General features: G+C 70.4%; 24 protein-coding genes and 12 tRNA genes. 29 read left to right on the top strand and 7 right to left on the bottom strand.

The window, feature by feature from the left end:
• The first annotated feature begins 17 nt into the window (after positions 1 to 17).
• Both K1T34_RS52150 and K1T34_RS52145 read left to right on the top strand, forming a co-directional pair.
• Positions 18 to 383, top strand: coding sequence for a hypothetical protein (locus K1T34_RS52150; protein WP_220242142.1), 366 nt, complete (start codon positions 18 to 20; stop codon positions 381 to 383).
• A gap of 20 nt (positions 384 to 403) precedes the next feature.
• Positions 404 to 643: a hypothetical protein gene (locus K1T34_RS52145; protein ID WP_220242141.1), complete on the top strand. Its 240-nt coding sequence runs from the start codon at positions 404 to 406 to the stop codon at positions 641 to 643.
• A 165-nt stretch (positions 644 to 808) separates the two neighbouring features.
• Here the strand turns inward: K1T34_RS52145 and K1T34_RS52140 are convergent, their stop codons facing one another.
• Positions 809 to 1,177 (bottom strand): DUF5313 family protein, encoded by a 369-nt coding sequence (locus K1T34_RS52140; RefSeq protein ID WP_220242140.1) that lies wholly within the window; start codon positions 1,175 to 1,177, stop codon positions 809 to 811.
• A gap of 80 nt (positions 1,178 to 1,257) precedes the next feature.
• Positions 1,258 to 1,497, bottom strand: coding sequence for a hypothetical protein (locus tag K1T34_RS55060; protein WP_360586277.1), 240 nt, complete (start codon positions 1,495 to 1,497; stop codon positions 1,258 to 1,260).
• Between the two features lie 123 nt (positions 1,498 to 1,620).
• Between K1T34_RS55060 and K1T34_RS52125 the strand changes: the two genes are divergently transcribed.
• The 7 genes from K1T34_RS52125 to K1T34_RS52095 are packed head-to-tail and all read left to right on the top strand — an operon-like array spanning position 1,621 to position 7,617.
• Entirely contained in the window at positions 1,621 to 2,556 is a 936-nt protein-coding gene (locus K1T34_RS52125; protein ID WP_220242139.1) for a dienelactone hydrolase family protein, read from the top strand.
• Positions 2,541 to 3,329 carry an ABC transporter ATP-binding protein gene (locus K1T34_RS52120; RefSeq protein ID WP_220242138.1) on the top strand — a complete coding sequence of 263 codons (789 nt, stop codon included), beginning with the start codon at positions 2,541 to 2,543 and terminating at the stop codon, positions 3,327 to 3,329. Before K1T34_RS52125 ends, K1T34_RS52120 begins: the two co-directional genes overlap by 16 nt.
• Positions 3,304 to 4,173: an ABC transporter permease gene (locus K1T34_RS52115; protein WP_220242137.1), complete on the top strand. Its 870-nt coding sequence runs from the start codon at positions 3,304 to 3,306 to the stop codon at positions 4,171 to 4,173. Before K1T34_RS52120 ends, K1T34_RS52115 begins: the two co-directional genes overlap by 26 nt.
• A 47-nt stretch (positions 4,174 to 4,220) precedes the next feature.
• Positions 4,221 to 5,318, top strand: a complete 1,098-nt coding sequence (locus K1T34_RS52110; protein ID WP_220242136.1) for an ABC transporter substrate-binding protein — start codon at positions 4,221 to 4,223, stop codon at positions 5,316 to 5,318.
• A gap of 40 nt (positions 5,319 to 5,358) precedes the next feature.
• Positions 5,359 to 6,537, top strand: coding sequence for a CaiB/BaiF CoA-transferase family protein (locus tag K1T34_RS52105; RefSeq protein WP_220242135.1), 1,179 nt, complete (start codon positions 5,359 to 5,361; stop codon positions 6,535 to 6,537).
• Positions 6,538 to 6,593: 56 nt separating this feature from the next.
• Positions 6,594 to 7,211 carry a TetR/AcrR family transcriptional regulator gene (locus tag K1T34_RS52100; protein WP_220242134.1) on the top strand — a complete coding sequence of 206 codons (618 nt, stop codon included), beginning with the start codon at positions 6,594 to 6,596 and terminating at the stop codon, positions 7,209 to 7,211.
• A 55-nt stretch (positions 7,212 to 7,266) separates the two neighbouring features.
• Positions 7,267 to 7,617 (top strand): VOC family protein, encoded by a 351-nt coding sequence (locus tag K1T34_RS52095; RefSeq protein WP_255638186.1) that lies wholly within the window; start codon positions 7,267 to 7,269, stop codon positions 7,615 to 7,617.
• Between the two features lie 25 nt (positions 7,618 to 7,642).
• Here the strand turns inward: K1T34_RS52095 and K1T34_RS52090 are convergent, their stop codons facing one another.
• Entirely contained in the window at positions 7,643 to 8,338 is a 696-nt protein-coding gene (locus K1T34_RS52090; protein ID WP_220242133.1) for a type 1 glutamine amidotransferase domain-containing protein, read from the bottom strand.
• A 103-nt stretch (positions 8,339 to 8,441) separates the two neighbouring features.
• A complete protein-coding gene (locus K1T34_RS52085; protein WP_220242132.1) occupies positions 8,442 to 9,470 on the bottom strand; it encodes a nitronate monooxygenase in 1,029 nt (342 codons plus the stop codon).
• 101 nt (positions 9,471 to 9,571) lie between these two features.
• Here K1T34_RS52085 and K1T34_RS52080 point away from each other — a divergent pair, with 101 nt between their 5' ends.
• From K1T34_RS52080 to K1T34_RS52005, 16 genes are all read left to right on the top strand, one after another.
• Positions 9,572 to 10,429 (top strand): LysR family transcriptional regulator, encoded by an 858-nt coding sequence (locus tag K1T34_RS52080; protein ID WP_220242131.1) that lies wholly within the window; start codon positions 9,572 to 9,574, stop codon positions 10,427 to 10,429.
• Positions 10,430 to 10,538: 109 nt separating this feature from the next.
• On the top strand, positions 10,539 to 10,709 hold the full coding sequence (locus K1T34_RS52075; protein ID WP_220242130.1) for a hypothetical protein: 171 nt from the start codon (positions 10,539 to 10,541) through the stop codon (positions 10,707 to 10,709).
• A 202-nt stretch (positions 10,710 to 10,911) separates the two neighbouring features.
• Positions 10,912 to 10,996, top strand: a tRNA-Tyr gene (locus tag K1T34_RS52070).
• Positions 10,997 to 11,013: 17 nt separating this feature from the next.
• Positions 11,014 to 11,088 (top strand) — tRNA-Glu (locus tag K1T34_RS52065).
• 1 nt (position 11,089) lies between these two features.
• A tRNA-Arg gene (locus K1T34_RS52060) sits at positions 11,090 to 11,163 on the top strand.
• A 12-nt stretch (positions 11,164 to 11,175) separates the two neighbouring features.
• Positions 11,176 to 11,248: transfer RNA gene (locus K1T34_RS52055), tRNA-Asp, on the top strand.
• 136 nt (positions 11,249 to 11,384) lie between these two features.
• Positions 11,385 to 11,455 (top strand) — tRNA-OTHER (locus tag K1T34_RS52050).
• Between the two features lies 1 nt (position 11,456).
• Positions 11,457 to 11,530, top strand: a tRNA-Leu gene (locus tag K1T34_RS52045).
• Positions 11,531 to 11,573: 43 nt separating this feature from the next.
• Positions 11,574 to 11,647: transfer RNA gene (locus tag K1T34_RS52040), tRNA-Leu, on the top strand.
• A gap of 5 nt (positions 11,648 to 11,652) precedes the next feature.
• Positions 11,653 to 11,724 (top strand) — tRNA-Gln (locus tag K1T34_RS52035).
• A 10-nt stretch (positions 11,725 to 11,734) separates the two neighbouring features.
• Positions 11,735 to 11,806, top strand: a tRNA-Gln gene (locus tag K1T34_RS52030).
• 18 nt (positions 11,807 to 11,824) lie between these two features.
• A tRNA-Ser gene (locus K1T34_RS52025) sits at positions 11,825 to 11,914 on the top strand.
• A 35-nt stretch (positions 11,915 to 11,949) separates the two neighbouring features.
• Positions 11,950 to 12,039 (top strand) — tRNA-Ser (locus tag K1T34_RS52020).
• 26 nt (positions 12,040 to 12,065) lie between these two features.
• Positions 12,066 to 12,137 (top strand) — tRNA-Arg (locus K1T34_RS52015).
• Between the two features lie 762 nt (positions 12,138 to 12,899).
• Complete coding sequence (locus K1T34_RS52010; RefSeq protein ID WP_220242129.1) at positions 12,900 to 13,346, top strand: hypothetical protein; 447 nt, start codon at positions 12,900 to 12,902, stop codon at positions 13,344 to 13,346.
• Between the two features lie 25 nt (positions 13,347 to 13,371).
• Positions 13,372 to 13,956, top strand: a complete 585-nt coding sequence (locus K1T34_RS52005) for a uracil-DNA glycosylase family protein (RefSeq protein ID WP_220242128.1) — start codon at positions 13,372 to 13,374, stop codon at positions 13,954 to 13,956.
• Positions 13,957 to 13,965: 9 nt separating this feature from the next.
• Here the strand turns inward: K1T34_RS52005 and K1T34_RS52000 are convergent, their stop codons facing one another.
• Entirely contained in the window at positions 13,966 to 14,877 is a 912-nt protein-coding gene (locus K1T34_RS52000) for a glutaminase (RefSeq protein ID WP_220242127.1), read from the bottom strand.
• 47 nt (positions 14,878 to 14,924) lie between these two features.
• The gene (locus K1T34_RS51995) at positions 14,925 to 15,374 is read right to left on the bottom strand and encodes a group II truncated hemoglobin (protein ID WP_220242126.1); all 450 of its coding nucleotides are present in this window, start codon (positions 15,372 to 15,374) and stop codon (positions 14,925 to 14,927) included.
• A gap of 98 nt (positions 15,375 to 15,472) precedes the next feature.
• On the opposite strand from K1T34_RS51995, the gene K1T34_RS51990 reads away from it, so the two are divergent.
• Positions 15,473 to 15,757, top strand: coding sequence for a hypothetical protein (locus K1T34_RS51990; protein WP_220242125.1), 285 nt, complete (start codon positions 15,473 to 15,475; stop codon positions 15,755 to 15,757).
• A 22-nt stretch (positions 15,758 to 15,779) separates the two neighbouring features.
• Entirely contained in the window at positions 15,780 to 16,667 is an 888-nt protein-coding gene (locus K1T34_RS51985) for an alpha/beta fold hydrolase (protein WP_220242124.1), read from the top strand.
• Here the strand turns inward: K1T34_RS51985 and K1T34_RS51980 are convergent.
• A complete protein-coding gene (locus K1T34_RS51980) occupies positions 16,664 to 17,380 on the bottom strand; it encodes an SDR family oxidoreductase (RefSeq protein ID WP_220242123.1) in 717 nt (238 codons plus the stop codon). The two genes, K1T34_RS51985 and K1T34_RS51980, sit on opposite strands and share 4 nt — an antisense overlap.
• Before the next feature lie 248 nt (positions 17,381 to 17,628).
• Between K1T34_RS51980 and K1T34_RS51975 the strand changes: the two genes are divergently transcribed.
• Positions 17,629 to 18,636, top strand: coding sequence for an alpha/beta fold hydrolase (locus tag K1T34_RS51975; RefSeq protein ID WP_220242122.1), 1,008 nt, complete (start codon positions 17,629 to 17,631; stop codon positions 18,634 to 18,636).
• Between the two features lie 15 nt (positions 18,637 to 18,651).
• Positions 18,652 to 20,361, top strand: a complete 1,710-nt coding sequence (locus tag K1T34_RS51970) for a CocE/NonD family hydrolase (RefSeq protein ID WP_220242121.1) — start codon at positions 18,652 to 18,654, stop codon at positions 20,359 to 20,361.
• Positions 20,362 to 20,377: the final 16 nt, after the last annotated feature.

Raw genomic sequence — 20,377 nt, 5'->3', positions numbered from 1 at the left:
CGGAGGAGGGGTGCGTCGTGGGCGGGTGGCAGGTCAGGACCGCGCGGTGGGTGATGGCCGTGCAGGCGGTGGCGTCGATCGGGATCTGGGTGGTGCAGCTGCTCACGGTGCTCGAACGCCTCGACCACGGCCAGGACGTGCCGGGGTCGGTGTGGCTCGTGCTCGTGCTGAACCCCGTGATCGCGGTGCTCGTCGCCGTGGCCGCGGCGTTCCTGGCGCGGCACGCGTGGGCGGCGACGCTGGGGGTGGCCATGGAGGTGATCGGCGTGGTGAGCGCCCTGATCAGCGTGATCACCGGGTACTACCAGGCCGTGGTGGCGATCGTGCTGGCCATCGCCGTGATCACGCTGATCGTCCGCCGCCGGCAGCCTGCCGTCGTCTGAGCCCGGGAAGGGGTTCCGCCGTGTCACGTTTGCGTCTGGCCGCCTCGGCCGCCGCCGTCGTCTTGCTCGCCACCGGTTGCGCCGGGCCGCCGCCCGAGCAGTGCGACGAGTTCATGTGCGAAACCGTCGGCTACTGGCCCAGCACCGAAACGCAGATCGAAAACGGTTTCGTCGCCGTGCTGAGTGCTCTCGGCGTCGTCCCGATCGTGCCGCGCAGCGCCAACGGCCCGGCGCGGCGCACCGTCACCGTCGGCGGGTAGCGCCTCAGCCGGTGGCGACGAAGCCGAGGATGGCGACGAGCGCGATGAAGACCATGCCCACCCCGCGGACGACCGAGGCCCACGCCGGCAGGGCACCTGGGCCTTATCGGCCGAGTGGCTCTCCACAGCGCCGGTGCGGTGGCGCGACAGGGTCCTGCCACGGCGTCACGGCCATGTTCCGGCACCGCCGCGACGTTTCCGGACTTCTTTGCCGGTGTTCGGTGGGAAGCCGTGCTTGGCGAGACGCACTTCGGCGAGCTCGTCGGCGCTGCCGAGGGTGAGGAAGAGTCCCAGCACCAGCGCCATCAGCAACCCGAGCAGCACCAGACCCGCCGGCAGCGGCGTGAGGAACACCAGCAGGAGGAACCCGGCGGTGAGCCAGGGCAGTGCCTCGAAGAACACGCGGAGCGCGAACCGCAGCACCCAGGTCCGGGCGGTCGCGTCGTGCAGCACCCACGGGCGGTACTCATCGGGGAGCCGCGCGCCGTAGACGTAGCGCAGCCACCGGATCGGGCCTGGCCGTGGGCTGACCATGACACCAGTGTCGGCGCGATCGGCGAGATCTGTCCACCTGGTGCCAGTGTGGCTCAGGTGTTTTGTCCGCCCGGCGCGCGTCAGCGCAGCGAAGCCAGTGCCGCCTCCGCGGAACCCGCGCGCTTCGCCAGGTCCCGCCACGGGTCGGCCTTGCGCGCCAGCCGTTGCTTGCGCTGCGCCGTGGTGAGGCGGATGCGCGGCTGCAGCGCGGCGAAGCTGGTGTTGTCGCCGTCGAACGCCACGATCTCCCTGTCCGCCACGAACCGCGGGCCGCCCCGCCGGTCGAGCGCCTCGACGAGCTCCGGGTAGGCGTTGTCCATGACCGGTCGGTGGTCACTGCGCAGCCACGGAGAGTGCTCGCGCCCCGCCACTTCCGCGACGAGTCTTGTCAACGCCGGCTAACTAGCATTACGTTACTAACAAGTCGCTAGTTAGGAGCCAGCGTGGGCTGCAACGAGCACCCGGACCCCCGGTGGGCCCGGCCGGGACGCCATCGGGTCGTCACGGGTGAAGTCGACGAATGGGCGACCGCGGACGGGCAGCGGGTCGCCGTTTTCGCGCAAGAACCGGACAGTACCGGGGAAAAGCCGGTTGTCGTCCTGTGTCACGGGCTGGGCGGGAGCCACCGCGGGTACGCGGGCTTCGGCCACCACCTCGCGTCCCACGGCTACGCGGTGCTGCACCCGCAGTTCCGCGATGCCTTCGAGCTCGCAGGTCCGGAGCTCGGCCTGTCCGGTGTGGACGAACGAACCTGGCCCGCGGATCCCGTGGCCAAGCAACGGATGCACGCACTGCTTTTCGACCCGGAACACTGGCTGTCGCGGGTCGGCCGGGTGCACGCGGTGCTCGACGCGCTCGCCGCCAAGCCGAACCTGAGGCCCGACCACGTACTGCTCGCCGGGCACTCGTTCGGCGCCTACACCGCCCAGCTCCTCCTGGGCGCGCGCCTGTCCGGCCACGAGACCTTCACCCACCCGGCCGTCGCGGGCGGAATCCTGTTGTCACCGCAGGGAAGCGGCGACCGCGGGCTCACGCCGGACTCCTGGCACGACGTCGAGCTGCCCCTGCTGGTCGTCACGGGCACGCGTGACTTCGGTGCCCGCGGCGAGGGCGTCGAGTGGCGCCGCGAGCCGTACGACCGGGCGCGCTCACGGTTCAAGCACCTCGCCGTAGTCCACGACGGCGACCACCAGCTCGGCGGAATCCCACGCCACGACACCGAAAACAGCCCGACGGCGGCCGCGATCTCCGCGGTCGCCACGGCGTTCGCCGACCGCGTGCACGGCGACCGGGCCGCGGGGGAGTGGCTCGCGAACGCACCCTTCCCGACGATCCTCGACCACACCCACCAGGAGGAGGCCGCATGTCCGACGTCGTGATCAGCGCGACGGGCGTCGAGCGGACGTTCGTTTCCCGCGGCCACGCGGTCCACGCGCTGGGCCCGGTCGACCTGACCGTCGAAAGAGGACAGTTCGTCGCCATCGTCGGCCCGTCCGGCTGCGGAAAGTCGACGTTGCTGCGGATCGTCGCGGGGCTGGCCGCGCCCTCGGCCGGCGAGATCGTGATCGATCGTGCGGACGCGGATTCGCCGCTGTGCTCCATGGTCTTCCAGGACTACGGCATCTTCCCCTGGAAGACCGTGCTCGCCAACGTGCGGCTCCCGCTCGACATCGCCGGCGTCTCACGGCCGAGGGCCAACGAGGTGGCCCGCGACTGGATCGAGCGCGCCGGCGTCTCCGGCTTCGAATCCGCCTACCCGGCCACGCTTTCCGGCGGCATGCGCCAGCGCGTGGCCCTGGCCCGGGCGTTCGTGGCCAACCCCGAGATCCTCCTGATGGACGAGCCGTTCGCCGCCCTCGACGCGCAGCTGCGCCTGGTCCTGCAACAGGAGCTGCTGCGGGTGTGGGAGGCGCACCGGCGCACCATCCTGTTCGTCACCCATGCCATCGACGAGGCACTGCTGCTGGCCGACCGCGTCGTCGTCATGTCCTCGCGGCCCGGGCGCATCCTCGACGACATCGAGGTCCCGTTCGCCCGGCCGCGCACCCGCGCCGCGCGTTCGGCGGCCGAGTTCGGCGCCCTCGAAGACCACATCTGGCGGCTCCTGAAAGGTGAGGTGGAAGAACGTGAGCACGCTCATGACGTCGCATGAGGAGCTCGGAGGTCGTGAGCTCGTCCGGCGCACACCCGGTCCCGCCGAGCTGGCGCCGCAGCGACACGCCCGGCGCCGCCGCGGCGTGACCCTCACGCTGGCCTGGGCGACCCCGGTGCTGATCGTCGTGGTCTGGGAGCTCACCGCGCAGTTCGGCATCCTCGACACCCGGTTCTTCCCTGCCCCCAGCGTGATCTGGCAGGCGGGCGTGCAGTCCATTCAGGACGGTGTGATGACCGACGCCATCGTCGACACCGTGCGCAAACTCGTGATCGGCTACGGGATCGGCGTCGTGGCCGGCGTGGCGCTCGGTGTCCTCCTCGGACTGTCGTGGATCGCCCGGGCTGCGCTGGAACACACGCTGGTCGCGCTGTACACGCTGCCGAAGCTGGCGCTGTTCCCCGTGTTCCTGCTCATCTTCGGCCTCGGTGGGCTGCCGCAGATCGTCCTGGTCGGCGTGTCCGTATTCTTCATCGTCGTACTCGCTTCCACCACCGCGGTGCTGTCGGTCGAGCAGGGCTACCGCGACGCCGCGGAAGTGCTCGGCGCCAAACGCACCCAGCTGCTGCGCCACGTCATCCTCCCCGCAGCGCTGCCCGCCATCGCGACCTCGATCCGGCTGACCGCGGGCATCGGCATCCTCGTGATCGTCGGCATCGAGATGGTGTCGGGCGACAGTGGCCTCGGCTACCTGATCTTCCAGCGCTCCCAGGTGTTCGACCCCGCGACGATGTACGCCGGCGTGATCATCGCCGGGGTGATCGGCGTGGCCTTCACCGGCCTCGTCAGCCTCGCGCTGAAGTTCGCCGTCCCCCAGCAGCGGCCGCGCCTGCGCCGGTCCTGAGTCCCTCCCCGTCCCCCACCCCTTCCCGTGTTTTCCTCAGGAGAGCCATGTCCAGAACCACCCGGGCGCTCTGCGCCACCGCCGTCACGGCGGGCCTGGTGTTCGCGAGCGCGTGTGCCCCGTCGTCGCAGCAGAACCAGGCCACCGACGCCAAGCAGGTGTCCGTGCTGCCGGCCGGCATGAGCCTGTCGGGCAAGCCCGGCACGCCCGCGCCCAAACCGCTGGCGCAGCGTGCTTCGCTCAAGGTCGGCATCCCGTCCAAACTGGAGCTCGAAGCGCCGGCGCTGCTCGCCCAGGTCTACGGCGAGTTCGGCAAGGAGAACCTCGACGTCACGTTCGTCACCGACACAGTGCCGAACCTGCTCACGTTGCTGGGACAGGACAAGATCGACCTCGTCTACGCCGGCGCGCAGGCACTGGTCTTCAACGCGCTGCGCCACGGCGTCCCGATCCGCTGGGTCTCCGGCGTCGCTTCGTCCTCTCCGGACAGCGGCGTCTACATGAGCACCAAGTACGGCAGCAAGGCGAGCGACTTCAACCCGGCTTCGCTGAAGGGCAAGAACATCGGCGTCAACCCCGGTGGCCTGGCGGCTCCGTCGGAGTACGGGCTGTACGACCTGATCACCAAGGGTGGCCTCAAGCCCGCCGACGTGCGGATGACTCCGTTCAGCGACATCGCCGCGATGGTCCAGGCGCTCAACAACGGCTCGATCGACGGCGCCACCCTCGGCCCGCCGTTCACCGCGAGCATCAAGCCGGGCACCGCGTTCAACGCCGAGGGCGGGTACCCGGACAGCATGCAGATCGCCGGCTACTTCGCAACCACCGACCTGCTCGGTGAACACCGCGACGCGGGTGTCGCGTTCTTCCGCGCGGTGGAGCGGACCGTGAACACGCACCTGTCCGGTGACTACCACCAGGACACCGACGTGATGACCAAGATGGCCCAGCAGCTCGGCACGACCGTCGACACGCTGCGGATCGCGCCGTCGGTGCCGTTCGACTTCAACGTGCCCGCCGAATCGGTGGCGAGCCTGCAGAAGATGTACCAGGCCGTGCCGAACACGCTGCAGATCGGCTCCCCGGTGAAGCCCGAAGAGCTGATCGACCTGTCGCTCGTGATCGACGCGGCGCAAGGCAAGTGAACCCCCGCATCCCGACGCGAGCACGGAGGACAACCACACGATGAGCGACGCGCTGGCCGGTGTCCGGGTCCTCGACGCCGCGACCGTCCTCGCCGGACCGGTCTCGGCGACGATCCTGGGCGACTTCGGCGCCGAGGTGGTCAAGATCGAAGACCCGAAGGTCGGCGATTTCACCCGCGGCGGCGGGCGGTCGCCGGGCTGGCTCCAGGAGGGACGCAACAAGAAGTCCGTGGCGCTCGATCTCCGGACGTCCGAAGGGCAGGCCGTGTTCCACCGGCTGGTGCCGCACTTCGACGTGGTGGTCACGAACTTCCGCCCGCCGACGCTCGAGCGCTACCGCATGCTGCCCGAGCACCTGCAGCCCCTCAACCCGCGGGCGATCCTGTTGTACCTCACGGGGTTCGGCCTCACCGGGCCCTACCGCGACCGCGGCGCGTTCGACCGGATCGCGAGTGCCTACAGTGGACTGACCTACGCCACAGGCGAGCCGGAGCGGCCGCCGGTGCGCAGCGGATACTCGGTGATCGACTACATGAGCGCCTACCTCGCGGCGTTCTCCGTCGTGTCCGCGCTGTACCACCGCGATCACGGTTCGGGCTCGGGCCAGGTCATCGACCTGGCGCTGTACGAGGCGGCGTTGCGGTCCAGTGAGGACTCGGTGACCGCCTACGGCCTCGACCGCCAGGTCCGGGAACGGCTGGGCAACAAGAACCCGGCCATCGTCCCGGCGTCGGACTTCGTGACGTCCGACGATCGCCGGGTGTCGCTGCACGCGGGCACCGACTCGCTGTTCCGGCGCCTGTCCGCGGTGATGAACCAGCCCGAGCTGGCCGACGACCCGCGCTTCGCCGACCGCCCCGCCCGGATCCGCCACCAGGACGAGCTGTACCCGCTCATCAGCGAGTGGGTCTCGCGGCTGACCGCCGACGAGGTGGTGAAACTGCTGAGCGACGCCGACATTCCGGCGTCGCCGATCATGAGCGTCGCCGACCTGATGAACGACCCGCACTGCCGGGCCCGCGGCTCCGTGATCACTGTGGACGACGCGGAGTTCGGCGAGGTCCCGATGGTCGCGCCGCTGCCGCACCTGAGCGCGACGCCCGGCAGTGTCCGCTGGGCCGGCACGACGTTGGGCGCGCACACCGAAGAGGTGCTCGGCGGCCTGCTGGGCCTGTCCACCGCGGAGCTCGACGCGTTGCGGGGCCGGGGTGTGGTGTGAGCGATCACTAGACTGCGAGGTCGGAGCAGGTGAGAAGAGTGCACACGGGAGATGATGTGAACGACACCGCCGGGCAGGCGTCGAGCCGGCGCGGGCGCGACCGGGCCCGCACCGAGGCCGACCTCCTCCAGGCGACTTTCGACCTGCTCCAGCGCGACGGGATCTTCGCCGGGCTGAACCTGCAGGAGGTCGCCGACCGCTCCGGGGTGAACCGCGGCCAGATCTACCAGTACTTCGGAGACCGGCGATCCCTGCTGAGGGCGGCCGTGGCCCATCGCGCCCGGGAATGGGCGGCCGGCGCGAAACGGCACTGGGAGGCGTCGTTCCTCGGCCGGCGCAAGGCGATGTTCCGCAGCGCGCTCGCGAACCCTGCGCCCACGCTGGTCGAGGCCCTGCTCGCGATCGACGGCGACCCGGACTACCACGCTCTGCCCGAGATCGAGAAGACGAGAGCCGCTCTCCAACGCGACCAGGCCACCGGTGCCCTGCCCGCCGACGGCGACGCGATCGCGATGCACGTGTTCATGGTCGCGGCGTACAAGGGCTACCTCATCTTCCGCGAGGCGCTCGCGCGTGACGTCGGTGTGCCGGTCGAGGAGCTCGACGCCCGCGTGCTGACCGTGCACGACCAGGTGGCCGGGGCGATGACCGAGGGCGATCCGCGGGACCGATGAGTTTTCGCGGCGGCGGTGGTCTACCCCTCCGTCAGCCGTCGAGAGGAGTGGTTCCGTGGACCTGTACACGATCATGAGCGTGAGCGACCTGCCCCGGGCCCTGGAGTGGTTCACCGCGTTCCTGGGCCGGCCCGCCGACGAGGTCATCGGCGAGGAGCACCTGTGGCAGCTGGGCGAAGCCGCGTGGCTCGTGGTCGACGCGCGGGAGGTGCGCGCCGAGGGCGTGGGCCGGGCGATGGTCACCCTCGGCGTCACCGATCTCGACGAGATCCTCGCCCGCCTCGCCGCGCACGGCATCACGCACGAACCCGTCGAGACCTACGCCAACGGCGTGCGCCACGTCGTGGTCCTCGACCCGGACGGGAACAGCCTCTCGCTCGCGCAGTCGCCGGCGGAGCCCGCGTAGCCGCGCACCCCGCCGGCGATCGGGCCTATTTCAGGGCTTTGAGGAGTTCCTGGGCCAGCGGCGCGGCCGAGGCGGGGTTCTGTCCCGTGTAGAGGGTGCGGTCGACGACCGTGTACGGCTGCCAGTCCGGTCCGCGCTCGAACGCGACGCCGAGCTTGCCCAGCTCGTCCTCCAGCAGCCACTTCGCCTTCTGGCCGAGGCCGACCGCGTTCTCCTCGTCGTTGGTGAACCCGGTGACGCGGTAGCCGGCGAACGGCGACTCGCCCCGCTCGTCGCGCGTCGCCAGCAGCGCGGCGGGTGCGTGGCACACCACGGCGAGCGGCTTGCCCGACGCGAGGGCGGCGTTGAGCAGGGCACCGGAGTCGGCGTCGTGGGAGAGGTCCTCCATCGGACCGTGGCCGCCGGGGTAGTAGACGGCGTCGTAGTCCGACAGGTTCACGTCCGTGAGCACGATCGGCTCGCGCAGTTCGCCGGCGGACTCGAGGACCTGCGCGAGCTTCGCGGCCTCTTCCTCGCCGCCGGCCATGTCCGGGTTCAGGCTGCCCTGGTCGACGGTAGGCACCACACCGCCCGGGGTCGCCACCACGATCGTGTGGCCCGCGTCCTTGAGCGCGGTGTACGGGGCGGCGAACTCCTCGGCCCAGTACCCGGTCGGATGCCGAGTTCCGTCGTTGAGCGTCCAGTGGTCGGCGCCCGTCATGACGAACAGGACTCGTGCCATGGTTCTCGTTCTCCTCTGGTCGATCATGGGTTGCCTTGGTGGGGTACCCGTTCTGGCCGCCGGCGACCTGTCGCCGAGCTCACCCGTCCGGTTGACGGGTGGGCTAGAGCCGGGGGGAGAGCCGTGTGAGGATGTCGGCCGCGGGTTCGGCGGTGGCGTGCCGGTAGCCGGTGCCTGCCCACAGGTTGACGCGCTCGGGATCACCGGCCTGCACGGCCGCCTTGCGCAGCGCGCTGGTCAGGTGGTGCAGGGCCGGGTACCCGGCGGGAGCTTCGGCCGAATGGTCGTCGGTGAACGCGTTGCGCAGGCCCCGCGCCGGGCGGCCGGTGAACGCGCGCGTGACGACGGTCTCCCGGCGGGCCGGGTCGGCCAGCGCTTCGCGGTGGGGCTTCGACGCGCCGCTCTCGTCGGACCGCAGCAGCACGGTGCCGACGGCCACGGCGATGGCTCCGGCGTTCAGCGCCTCGGCCACGGCCTCGGGAGTGGCGAGCCCGCCGGCGCCGACCAGGGGCAGCGACACGGCGGCCCCGACCTCGCCGAGGAGCCGCGGCAGCGCGACCGCCGGCGGGACGCGGTCGGGCGTGAGCGTGCCCGAGTGCCCGCCCGCGGCCGCGGCCTGCACGAGCAGGAGATCCGCGCCGGCGTCGGCGGCCAGCCGGGCCTCGTCGGCCGAAGTCACGGTCTGCGCGACCAGCGTGCCCGCGCGGCGAAGCCGGGCGAAGACCGACGCGGCCGGCAGGCCGAAGGTGAAGCTGACCAGCGGGACGGGGCCGGCCAGCAGGAGGTCGAGCTTGGCCTCCCAGTGGTCGTCGTCCTCGGTGATCGCCCGCGGGAGGTCGAGGCCGTAGCGGTCGGCGTCGGCCCGCAGCGCGCCGGCGTAGCGGCGGTAGGCGTCCGGGTCGACGGGCACCGGGTTGGGGGCGAACAGGTTGACCCCGAACGGGATGCCCAGCGCGCGGACCTGTGCGATCTGCTCGCTGAGCGCTTCGGCCGTCTTGTACCCGCCGGCGACGAAGCCGAGGCCCCCGGCGCTTGCCGCCGCGGCCACCAGGGCGGGCGTGGTACCCCCGCCCGCCATCGGCGCCGCCAGGACCGGCGAGGTGACCCCGAGACCGGACAGCGAGCTGTGCATCTCGAACGCCTTCTCTCTTCCATGAACCCCTTCGGCTCCACGCTAGGCACCCGCGGCCGCGTTGGGAAATGCCCGTCCGGCCGCGGCTATGCTCTGCGGACATGGTTGAGGGCACACCGGCGGGCATCGAAATCCGGCACCTGCGCGCGTTCGCGTCGGTGGCCCGGCTGGCGTCGTTCACGCACGCCGCCCAGGCGCTCGCCATCACGCAGCCCGCGCTCAGCCGGACGGTGCGGCAGCTCGAGGAGTTGCTGCGCGTCACCCTGCTGGACCGCTCGCCGCGGCACGTGGAGCTGACGGAAGCGGGCCGCGCGTTCCTGGAGCACACGCAGCGCGTGCTGGCGGAGCTCGACCGCGGCGTCAGCGCTGCGCGGCGCCGCGGCACCGTGAAGCTGGGGTTCAGCTGGCTGCTGCCCACACCGTGGGCGCAGGAGACCGTGGCGCGGTTCGAACACGCCACCGGCAGTTCGGTCGACCTTGTACGCATCGACGACCCGCTCGCGGCGGTGCAGCAGGAGAAGGTGGATGTCGCGCTCGTGCGCGGGGAGGTGCGTTCGTCGCGGCTGCAGGTCGTGCACCTGTTCGACGAGGACCGGGTCGCCGTGTTCGCGGAGACGTTCCCGCTCGCCGGCGAGCCGGAGCTGGCATGGGCCGACGTGCCGAACTGGCCGCTGGTGGTCAACGTCGTCAACGGCACCACCGGCCCGTGGTCCTGGCCCGAGGGGCAGCGGCCGGCGACCGTCGTCGAGACGGCCAACTTCGACGAGTGGATCGAGAGCGTCGCCGCGGGGCGCGGGCTGGGGGTGGTGCCGGAGGTCGCGGTGCGGCGCAACATCCACCCGACGGTGCGGTTCCTCCCGATCGCCGGTGCGCCGGCGATCCCGGTCGCGCTGGCTTTCCTGCCGAGCGCGAACGGGCCGGTGCTGCGGCAGTTCGTGGAAGCGGCGCTCGGGCGGTGAAATTGGTCCGGTAATAAAGATTGACACCCGGGTGCGGGTTCGCGATTATGTAATGGAGCTGAACGCAAGAGCTCATCGGAACCAGCACAGAAACTGAGAAGGAGTCATCGTGGCGAGCATGGAGAAGCGAGGGTCGCAGCGCCGCTATCTGGGCGATCTGCGCGATGCGCTGCGCTCGTCGGATGCGCTGTCATCAATGCCGCGCCTGCCGCAAGAGCGGCTCAGTGGCTCGATGCTGCCTGAAGAGCGGCTGCTGAGCGTCGGGGGCTCCCCACCGTGACGTCGTCGACGTCATGACCGGGAGCCGCCCATCGGGAAACCGATTCGGGCGGCTTTCTCTATTTCGTGCACCCATAAATGGTGGTATATCCATTTCGTTGATGTGCTGCGCCCATTTTGTCGGCGCCTGTTCTTTCTCGGCTACCTGGTCTTTGTCAACTACACAGCGGAGCAGAAACACGCTCGCCGGCCGCGGCGAGCACGGTGGGGCTGGGCACAGGTGAGCCCACCCGGCTGTAACCCGGACGCCCTTCGGCGGCTTTGACGGTTCGACTCCGTCCCCCACCACCGACACACCAAGACAAGGCCGATGCGACTGCTGGCTAGGTCACCGCCCCTTCAAGGCGGGGGACCGGGATCGATACCCGGATCGGCTGCCACACCCCTGTAGCTCAGCTGGACAGAGCGCCGGATTACGAATCCGGAGGTCCCAGGTTCGACTCCTGGTAGGGGTACGCAGGTTTCAGGCTCACGTGGCCCAGCGGCCAGGGCAGCTCCTTGTCGAGGAGACGATCGCGGGTTCGAGTCCCGTCGTGAGCGCAGGTCCGGCACCCGAGGGGGGTGCCCGGCCGACGAGTGCGAGGGAGACGGGAACCCATCCGCTTCGGGAGCGGAAGACACCGCGTTCGACTCGCGGGCACTCGACTGAGGTTGATCAAAAGACTGTCACCAGCACGGCGCGTTGGTCCAGCGGAACGGACACCGGCCCTCACGCCGAAGACGCGGGTTCGACTCCCGCACGCGCTACGCGGTTGTAGCCCAACTGGAAGAGGCACCTGGCTGAGGGTCAGGCCAGTCGGGGTTCGAATCCCCGCAACCGCACGCAGCTCCATCGAAGACGGGTCCCCCCGCGCGCGGACCCCAAGCCCTCGTAGCCCAACCGGCAGAGGCACCGGACCCAGGCTCCGGACAGTCCAGGTTCGACTCCTGGCGAGGGCACGCTTTCCCGGGTGGTGTATCCGGCAACACGGCGGATTTTGGTTCCGCAGAGCCAGGTTCGAGTCCTGGCCCGGGAGCACCACGCGATGCCCGTTCGTCCAACCGGCGGGACTCCGGACTCTGGATCCGGCAACCGAGGTTCGAACCCTCGACGGGCAGCGGGGCGCGGCACAACGAGGAGGGCTGGCCGAGTGGCAAGGCACCGGATTGCTAATCCGTGGTCCGGGACGGCACGTCCCGGCGCGCGTTCGACCCGCGCGCCCTCCGCGCACGACGGCGGCACTCGGGTGTTGCCGGGCCAGGGAGGATTGGCCGAGTGGTAAGGCAGCCGTTTCGAAAACGGTGGTCGGGTGTGCTGAGCGCCCGCGTGGGTTCGACTCCTGCATCCTCCGCACCTCGCCCGCGCGAACCCGGCGAAGCCCTCGTGGTCCAACGGACACGACTCCGGCGTCCGAAGCCGGGAACGCAGGTTCGACTCCTGCCGGGGGCACCGCGGCACACCGCGACGCGCGGGGCCCAGTGGCCGGCCGGGGCTCATATCCCCGGATCGTCTGGATCGACACCAGGACGCGCGACCGAACTCTGCTCCGCTGGTAGTCGCCGGCTCCTTCGCGGGCCGGGGCCGGACTCGGCCCTGCGAACGAGGGCTGCTCTCGTTGGCAGGGCCGAACTTCGCGGTACGGACCTTTCCATTGTGCAGCTAGGAAAATCGGCTCTTGGAGTTCGGACCGTTCCTGTCTCCGTCCACCGTCTACCTCCCAGCCCCTCGACGCCGAGTCCGGGCGGCGGCCCGGTGACAGTCCACTCAGGACTGTCGCGGCGTGCTGCTCGACAGCAAAGCCCTGCGGCGGCTGCACCGCACGCACCACCACGCCGGACCGCGTCTGGCCGAGCTGCTGTCCCGCAACCTGCGCGACCTCGCCCGTGGCTCGCAGCGCGTCGTCGTCGCGTCCGGAACCTTCGCCGCGGGCCGGGTTTCCCGCCGCGCCGACACCGCACAGCCGGACCTCAGGCTCACGGTGACGTCGTGGACCGGGCGCAGTTTCGCGGCCAGCTCGCCCCGGCTGCGCACGGCCACCTTCGCGAACACCGACTTCACGTGGTCCCGCCGCGCTTGCCCTCGGCAGCCCGCGCAACTCGGCCTGGGGTGGGGTCGTGGCGCAACTGGGGCCGCTGGTGGTGCTGGCGATCGTCTTGCCGTGACGGATCCTCGCTACGATCGCTGGATCGCCACACCGAGGGGGACCGGCCGATGCCGCAACTGCTGGGCGCGATCGACAGCAGCATCACGGTCGAGTTTGGCCAGTTCGTGCTGCAGGAAATCCCGATGAGCCGCAACGCGCTGGCCGTGGGGGAGCCGAGCGGTGACTGGCTTGTCCTGGGCGGGGCCGGGGGACTGCTGCTGCACAGCGCCGGGAACGACCACGACCCGGCGGTGCGGGTGGAGCTGTGGGACGCCGAGCCGCCGGCGGCGCACGGCGAGTGGGACCAGGTGGTCACGGTTGGGTGCGACCTGGCCGATCAGGTGCGCCTGCAGTCGGTCACTGCCGCCATGTCGCCCGACGTGCTCACCCTGGGGCGGCCCGGCCCGCATCACGCCCGGGTGCACGAGGGCGGCCGCGCCGCGACGGCGGAGCTGGCCGAAGGTACCTTCGCCGAGGGCGTCGAAGGCTGGCTGATCCAGCTCTGGCCCGCGTGAGGGGCCCGGATATTCTCGCCGGACCATGACGAACCTCGACCGGATCCGCGCCGACCTCATCGCCGACCCCGACAACGCGTGGGCGAAGGAAGCCGGTTACGAGCCCCTCTACACCGCGGAGCCGTCGGCGAAGGTGGCGCTCATCGGGCAGGCGCCCGGGCGGAAGGCGCAGGAGAGCGGCGTCCCCTGGAACGACGCCAGCGGCGTGAAGCTGCGCGGCTGGCTCGGGGTGACCGACGAGGAGTTCTACGATCCCGGGCTGTTCGCGATCGTGCCGATGGATTTCTTCTACCCCGGCAAGGCGGCCTCCGGTGACGCGCCGCCGCGCCGCGGGGTTGCGGACAAGTGGCATCCGCGGATTTTCGCCGAGCTGCCCGAGATCCGGCTGACGGTGCTCGTCGGCAGCTACGCGCAGAAGCACTACCTGCACGCCGGGCGCGGGTGGAGCCTCACGGAGACCGTCCGGTCGTTCCGCGACTACCTGCCGTCGACGATCCCGCTCGTGCACCCGTCGCCGCTGAACGTCGGGTGGCACCTGCGGAACCCGTGGTTCGAGCAGGAGGTCGTGCCGGAGCTGCGGATGCTGGTGGCGGCCGCGTTGCAGTCCTGAGTGGACGCATCAGAAGATGCTGAGCCCCGTGACGTTGCCGAACGTCTCGAGCGCCATCGCCGCGGACACGGAGTTGCCCTTCTCGTCGAGCCCCGGCCCCCACGCCGCGATCGCGCAGCGGTCCGGCACGATCGCGAGGATCCCGCCGCCGACACCGCTCTTGCACGGCAGCCCCACGCGATACGCGAACTCGCCGGCGGCGTCGTAGGTGCCGCAGGTGAGCATGATCGCGTTGATGCGCCGGGCGTCCTGCTTCGACAGCAGGCGCGTGCCGTCGCGGCGGACGCCGTGGCGCGCCAGGACCAGCCCCGCGCGGGCGAGCTCGACGCACGAGGCCATGATCGAGCATTGGCGGAAGTAGTGGTCGAGCATCTCGTCGACGGGGTTGAGGACGTTGCCGAAATCGGCCATCAGGTAGGCCAGCGAACGGTTGCGGTTCCCGGTACGCGTCTCGGACTCGGCCATCGCCGGGTCGTAGGTGAGGTCGGGGTTCCCGGTCTCCGCGGCCAGGAACGCGCACAGGGCGCCACAGGCGTCGCCGGTGTCCGCGAGGAGCTGGTCGGTCACCAGCAGCGCGCCCGCGTTGATGAACGGGTTGCGCGGCACGCCGCGCTCGATCTCCAGCTGGATCAGCGAGTTGAACCGCGTCCCCGACGGCTCGCGGTTCACGCGCCGCCAGATCGACGCGTCGTCGTGCCCGAGCACGTGCGCGAGCGCGAACGCCTTCGAGATGCTCTGGATCGAGAACGGCACCTCCGCGTCACCCACCTGGTGCACCTCGCCGTCGACGGTCGCCACCGCGAACCCGAACTGGCCCGGGTCCACGCAGATCAGGTCGGGGATGTAGTCCGCCACCTTGCCGGCCCCGATGTGGGGCTTCGTGGCCGCCCAGACCTCACCGACAGCGCGCTCGTAGTCCACCGGCCGCCTTTCCACACGTGATCACGGCGGCTCCGATGATGTCACGACTACTGCGGGTCGTCGCCTGCCCAGGTCCAGTGGGGGACTTCGCGCAGGGGGTGGAGGTCGACGTCCGTCTCGGCGTGGGAGTTCTGCAGGGCGACCCGGGAGCCGAACTCGACGTGTTCGCGGACAGCGTCGCGGAACGGCGCGTCGCGGGGCATCCCCGCGGTGTCCAGGGCCGCGAGGTAGAGCTGGACGAACCGCTGCCGCTGGGCTTCGGTGATCTTCAGTCCCCGGTGGACGGAGATCAGGTGCGCGAACCCCAGCTCGCGCGAGAAGCGGTCCGGCCCGCCGAACGACTCGGCCGTGAACGACGTCAGGTGCTCGACGTGCCGCGGCTGTCCCGCGCCGAACAACGGCTGCAGCAGCGGATCCGCCAGCACGCTGTCGTAGAACAGCTGCTCCAGCCGGTGCAGGGCGGCTTCCCCGCCGGCGTGCTCGAACAGTGAGGGCATGCGTCCAGCGTAGGGCAGGTATCGGACATTGGCGGGCAATTTCACCGGTGGCTTGAGCGCGTGGTGGCCGCGACCCGATTCGCATGGTTGCGTTTGTCGTGGCGATCGTGCTCACGAGTGTGGCGATCCTGGTCAGCGGCGCAGCACAGACGGTGCTGCAGTATTTGGCGACGCTGGGCTTCGTTCTGGCTTGGGCCGCAACCTGCTCTGGGGTATACAACCGCGGCGAGCCCTGGTTGCGAGGTGCATGTCTGAAGAGCTTGAAGTGTGGCGGTTCTTCGCGGTTGGGGGTCTTCCTGTCGTGGCGCGAACGACGAATCGAGGCGGTCATCGTCCGGTCCCTTGGGCAGGCCGGCGATTCTGGCAGATACAGTCGATCATGAAGCCGCCCCACCGGAGGTCTCGATGAGTGTTCCCTTGCCGGAGAAGTTCGGGTACCAGCGGGTCGACGCGGGGGGCGTGCGGATCAACTGCGCGGTCGCCGGGGAGGGGCCGCCGGTGTTGCTGCTGCACGGTTATCCGCAGACGCACTTGATCTGGCACCACGTCGCGCCGCGGCTGGCGGAGGAGTTCACCGTGGTGCTGACCGATTTGCGCGGGTACGGTGACAGCGACAAGCCGGCCGGCGGCGACCAAAAATATGCCAAGCGGGCCATGGCGGACGACCAGCTCCAGGTCATGGCGAAGCTGGGCTTCGACCGCTTCGCCGTCGCTGGGCACGACCGCGGCGGGCGGGTGGGGCACCGGCTCGCGCTCGACGCGCCCGAAGCGGTAAAGGCGCTGGCGGTGCTGGACATCGTCCCCACGCGGTATGCGTTCCAGCACGCCGACAAGGACTTCGGAATGGGCTACTACCACTGGTTCTTCCTCGCCGCCGGCAACGGAATCCCCGAACGGCTGCTCGCCGGCGACCCCGAGTTCTGGGTCACCTCGCGCATGAACTCCCGCCACGACGGCGGCACGCCCTTCGATCCCGCCGCCGTCGCCGAGTACGTGCGGTGCTTCTCCGCGCCGGAGGCGATCGCCGCTTCGTGCGCGGACTACCGTGCCGCGGCGGGCATCGACCTCGAACACGACGACGCGGACGCGGCAGCGGGCCGGCTCGTCACCAGCCCGCTGCTCGCGCTGTGGGGGAACGGCAGCTTCGTCGGCCGCTCCTACGACGTGCCCGCCGCGTGGCGCGAGTACGCGACGGACCTGCGCACGCTCGCCGTCGAGAGCGACCATTACCTGCCGGAGGAACAACCGCACGTTGTCGCCGAAGCATTGCGGGACTTCTTCGCGGAGACCTAAGCCCCGGGCGTCTGCAGCGGCACCGGGCCGTCCATCAGCCGCACGCCGCCGTCGACGTGGAGGTCCAGCGCGTTGACGGCGGGGTTGCGCAGGAGGAACTGCGTGGCGTCGACGATGTCGGCCATCGTGATCGGCGTGCCGGTGAGCGTGCGCGCGGGCGGGTTGCCGGGGACCTTGCGCCAGACCGGGCTGTCGAGGACGACACCCGGGTGCAGTGCGTTGACCCGGATCGGCGCGAGCTCCCAAGCCAGCGTGCGCACGAGTGAGCTGACGCCGCCGTTGGTCGCGGACACCATCGTCGACCCGGGATACGGCCGGTCTTTCGCGCTGCCGCCGAACAGCACCACCGAGCCGTGCGGGGCGAACCGGTCGCGAAGGGCGCGGACGGCTTCGGCGTACCCGACGAGCTTGACCGTGGCGGCGCGCACCGCGTCGGCGACGCTGAACGCGTGGATGCTGCCGCCGTCCTGGTGGATGGCGGTGATGACGAGCCCGTCGATCTCGTCGACGCCAGTGAGGGCGCCGGCGATCGTCTCTGGCATCGCCAAGTCGACACCGAGCCCGGTCGCCCGTCCGCCGATTTCCCGCGCGGCGGCTTCGGCGCGGCCCGGATCGCGGCTGGTGACGATCACCGCGTCCCCGCGGTCGGCCAACGCCCCGGCGACGGCCCGCCCCAGTCCGCCGCTGCCCCCGATGACCAGGATTCGAGACACGAGCTTCCCTTCGTGAAACCTGCCGGAACGGCTACCCGCCGGCCTACGGACATCTGTCCGGCAACAGTGGACCGGAGCCACAAAGTGTGTCAAGTGCTCCCAAGACGCCAGTAGAAAGGGGAACTCAACGGCTGTTGAGTCTTGACAACGGCCGCTTCGGGTTGAATCGTCGTCGTCTGACGGACAGCTGTCCGACGTTGGTTGCAGGCGCACGAACCTGGCCGTCTGCCGCTGAAAGGGACCAACCCATGGAGCACTACACGGCACCGGCGGTCGCGGCCGGGCTCGAGTTCACCCCGCCGACGCAACGCGCGCAGGACGCGATCGCGGCGGCGATCGCGCGGCGGGACGCGCCGGGCAAGCACGTCTTCGCCTCCGAAAAGCCGATCGCGAACGAGGACGGAGAAACCGAACGCCTCCCCGGCGGCACGACCGTGACCCACCGCTTCGTCGACGGCCCGGGCGACATGGAGACCGTCCGCTGGCACTTCGTCGAGGCGGGCACGTCGGACAAGCCGGTGGTGGTGTTCCTGCACGGGATTCCCGATTCGTGGTACCTGTTCCACCACCAGATCACCGATCTCGCCGCCGACTTTCGCGTGCTGTCGATCGATCTCAAGGGATACGGCCAGTCGGAGAAGTCCCCGGGCGACTACCGGCACGTCGGGGTGGCCGACCAGCTCGTGGGTCTGCTGGACGTGCTCGGCATCGAGCGGCCGAGCTTCGTCACCCACGACCGCGGTGGCCCGATCGTCGACTACCTCGCCTCGCGCCACCCGGAGCGGATCCACAAGTACGTGCGCGGTGAGCAGCAGCTGTGGCACTGGCACCCGGACGTGTCGCCGCAGGAGAAGTGGTTCACCGACCTCGACCACAACCCGTTCGGCGACCCCGCGGAGCTGGTGTCGAACCTGCACGCGATCCTCTCGACCCGCCCGGTCGCCGAGGAGGACGTGCGGCGCACGATCCGGGAGGCGAGCCACCCGGGCATCAAGTGGGCGGTGCCGCGGTACTTCCAGTCGACCACCATCAAGAAGGAGTGGATCGACCGGCGCCTCGACCTGATCCGCACCTGGCAGTGCCCGATCCTGGTGCTGCAGGGTTACGAGGACCCGTTCCAGCCGTACGAGTACTTCGAAGACATCGAGAAGCACATCCCGAACTCCCGGCTCGCGTTCGTCGGCGCGGGGCACTTCCCGCCGCTGGAGAACCCGGGTGAGACGAGCGAGAAGATCGCGGCCTTCCTGGCCGGCTAGGAGCGGACGAGAACCATGCACATCGACTGGGATGTCCCGATCACGATGGACGACGGGCTGGTCCTGCGGGCGGACGTGTTCCGGCCCGAGGACGCGGGGTCGCACCCGGTGCTCATGACCCACGGCCCGTACGCGAAGGGGCTCGCGTTCCAGGACGGCTACCAGGCCATGTGGAGCAACCTGGAGGCCGAGCACCCGGACGCCCTGGCGGGTTCGTCGAACCGATACCAGAACTGGGAAACCGTGGACCCGGAGAAGTGGGTGCCGGACGGGTACGTCGTGATCCGCGTCGACTCGCGCGGCGCCGGCCGTTCGCCCGGGTACCTCGACATCCTCTCGCCGCGCGAGACACGGGACTACTACACCTGCATCGAGTGGGCCGCGGTCCAGCCCTGGAGCACCGGCAAGGTCGGGTTGCTCGGCATCTCCTACTACGGCATCAACCAGTGGCAGGTCGCCGCGCTGCAGCCGCCGCACCTCGCGGCGATCTGCCCGTGGGAGGGCGCGAGCGACTACTACCGCGAGTTCACCCACCACGGCGGGATCCTCGACGTCTTCGTGAAACAGTGGTACCCGGTCCAGGTTTCCTCGGTGCAGCACGGGGTCGCGGACAGCCCGCGCAGCCGCGTCACCGGCGAGCCGGTGGCCGGGCCCGAGGTGCTCACTCCCGAGGAACTGGCGAAGAACGTCGCCGACACCGTCGCCGAGCTGCGCGACCACCCGCTGCTGGACGAGTACTACCGCGAGCGCACGGCGGACCTGGCGAAGATCACCGTGCCCGTGCTCTCGGCCACGAACTGGGCCCACCACCTGCACACCCGCGGCGGGTTCGAGGGTTACGCCGGCGTGTCGAGCGAGCAGAAGTGGCTCGAGGTCCACGGCCTGCAGCACTGGGTCGAGTTCTACACCGACTACGGGGTCGCGCTGCAGAAGCGGTTCTTCGGGCATTTCCTCAAGGGCGAGGACACCGGGTGGGCCGAGCAGCCGCCGGTGGTCGTGCACGCCCGCCGCGTCGACGGGACGTTCGAGAAGCGCGGCGAGACCGCGTGGCCGCTCGACCGGACACAGTGGGCACAGTTTCACCTCGACCTCGACGGCGGGACGCTGGCCGCGGCCGGGGATGTGACGCGGCGCGAGACGGCGTTCGCGGCGCAGGGCGAGGGGCTCACGTTCTGGACCGAGCCGTTGACCGAGGAGCTGGAGCTCACGGGCCCGGCGTCGGCGCACCTGCGCGTCGCCTCGTCCACGGCCGACGCCGACCTGTTCCTCGCCTTGCGTGTGCAGGATCCTGCCGGCCGCGACGTGACGTTCCCCGCTGCCATGGATCCCCACGGCGGCGTCGGGTTCGGCTGGCTGCGTTCGTCGTTGCGCAAGACCGACCCGGCAAAGAGCCTGCCGTACCGGCCTTGGCACACCTACGACGAGCGGCAGCCGCTCATCCCGGGCGAGCCGGTGGACGTCGACGTCGAGATCTGGCCCACGTCGGTGATCATCCCGGCCGGCCACCGGCTCGGGGTTTCCTTGCTGGGGCGCGACTTCGAGTTCCCCGGCGACGGCCCGTGGCCCTCGGCGTACGGGATCTCCATGCGCGGCAACGGGATCTACGTCCACAACGATCCCCACGACCGCGGATCGGACGTCTACGCCGGCACGACCACCTTGATCAGCGGCGGCGAGCACCCGTCCTACCTCCTGCTCCCGGTCGTGCCCCGCACGGCCGGCTGAGCCGGGTGGCCGCGGT

Origin of the sequence: Amycolatopsis sp. DSM 110486 (assembly GCF_019468465.1) — a bacterium.
Lineage (GTDB): Bacteria > Actinomycetota > Actinomycetes > Mycobacteriales > Pseudonocardiaceae > Amycolatopsis.
The sequence above is the reverse complement of the archived record's forward strand: the minus strand, read 5'-3'. Positions and strand labels throughout refer to the sequence as shown.

What these genes read in the sequence shown, in the direction of transcription:
- K1T34_RS52140 (WP_220242140.1), bottom strand. Translation starts at nt 1,177, where the DNA reads ATGGTCAGCCCACGGCCAGGCCCGATCCGGTGGCTGCGCTACGTCTAC.
- K1T34_RS55060 (WP_360586277.1), bottom strand. Translation starts at nt 1,497, where the DNA reads ATGGACAACGCCTACCCGGAGCTCGTCGAGGCGCTCGACCGGCGGGGC.
- K1T34_RS52120 (WP_220242138.1), top strand. Translation starts at nt 2,541, where the DNA reads ATGTCCGACGTCGTGATCAGCGCGACGGGCGTCGAGCGGACGTTCGTT.
- K1T34_RS52110 (WP_220242136.1), top strand. Translation starts at nt 4,221, where the DNA reads ATGTCCAGAACCACCCGGGCGCTCTGCGCCACCGCCGTCACGGCGGGC.
- K1T34_RS52105 (WP_220242135.1), top strand. Translation starts at nt 5,359, where the DNA reads ATGAGCGACGCGCTGGCCGGTGTCCGGGTCCTCGACGCCGCGACCGTC.
- K1T34_RS52090 (WP_220242133.1), bottom strand. Translation starts at nt 8,338, where the DNA reads ATGGCACGAGTCCTGTTCGTCATGACGGGCGCCGACCACTGGACGCTC.
- K1T34_RS52085 (WP_220242132.1), bottom strand. Translation starts at nt 9,470, where the DNA reads ATGCACAGCTCGCTGTCCGGTCTCGGGGTCACCTCGCCGGTCCTGGCG.
- K1T34_RS52080 (WP_220242131.1), top strand. Translation starts at nt 9,572, where the DNA reads ATGGTTGAGGGCACACCGGCGGGCATCGAAATCCGGCACCTGCGCGCG.
- K1T34_RS52010 (WP_220242129.1), top strand. Translation starts at nt 12,900, where the DNA reads ATGCCGCAACTGCTGGGCGCGATCGACAGCAGCATCACGGTCGAGTTT.
- K1T34_RS52005 (WP_220242128.1), top strand. Translation starts at nt 13,372, where the DNA reads ATGACGAACCTCGACCGGATCCGCGCCGACCTCATCGCCGACCCCGAC.
- K1T34_RS51995 (WP_220242126.1), bottom strand. Translation starts at nt 15,374, where the DNA reads ATGCCCTCACTGTTCGAGCACGCCGGCGGGGAAGCCGCCCTGCACCGG.
- K1T34_RS51985 (WP_220242124.1), top strand. Translation starts at nt 15,780, where the DNA reads ATGAGTGTTCCCTTGCCGGAGAAGTTCGGGTACCAGCGGGTCGACGCG.
- K1T34_RS51975 (WP_220242122.1), top strand. Translation starts at nt 17,629, where the DNA reads ATGGAGCACTACACGGCACCGGCGGTCGCGGCCGGGCTCGAGTTCACC.
- K1T34_RS51970 (WP_220242121.1), top strand. Translation starts at nt 18,652, where the DNA reads ATGCACATCGACTGGGATGTCCCGATCACGATGGACGACGGGCTGGTC.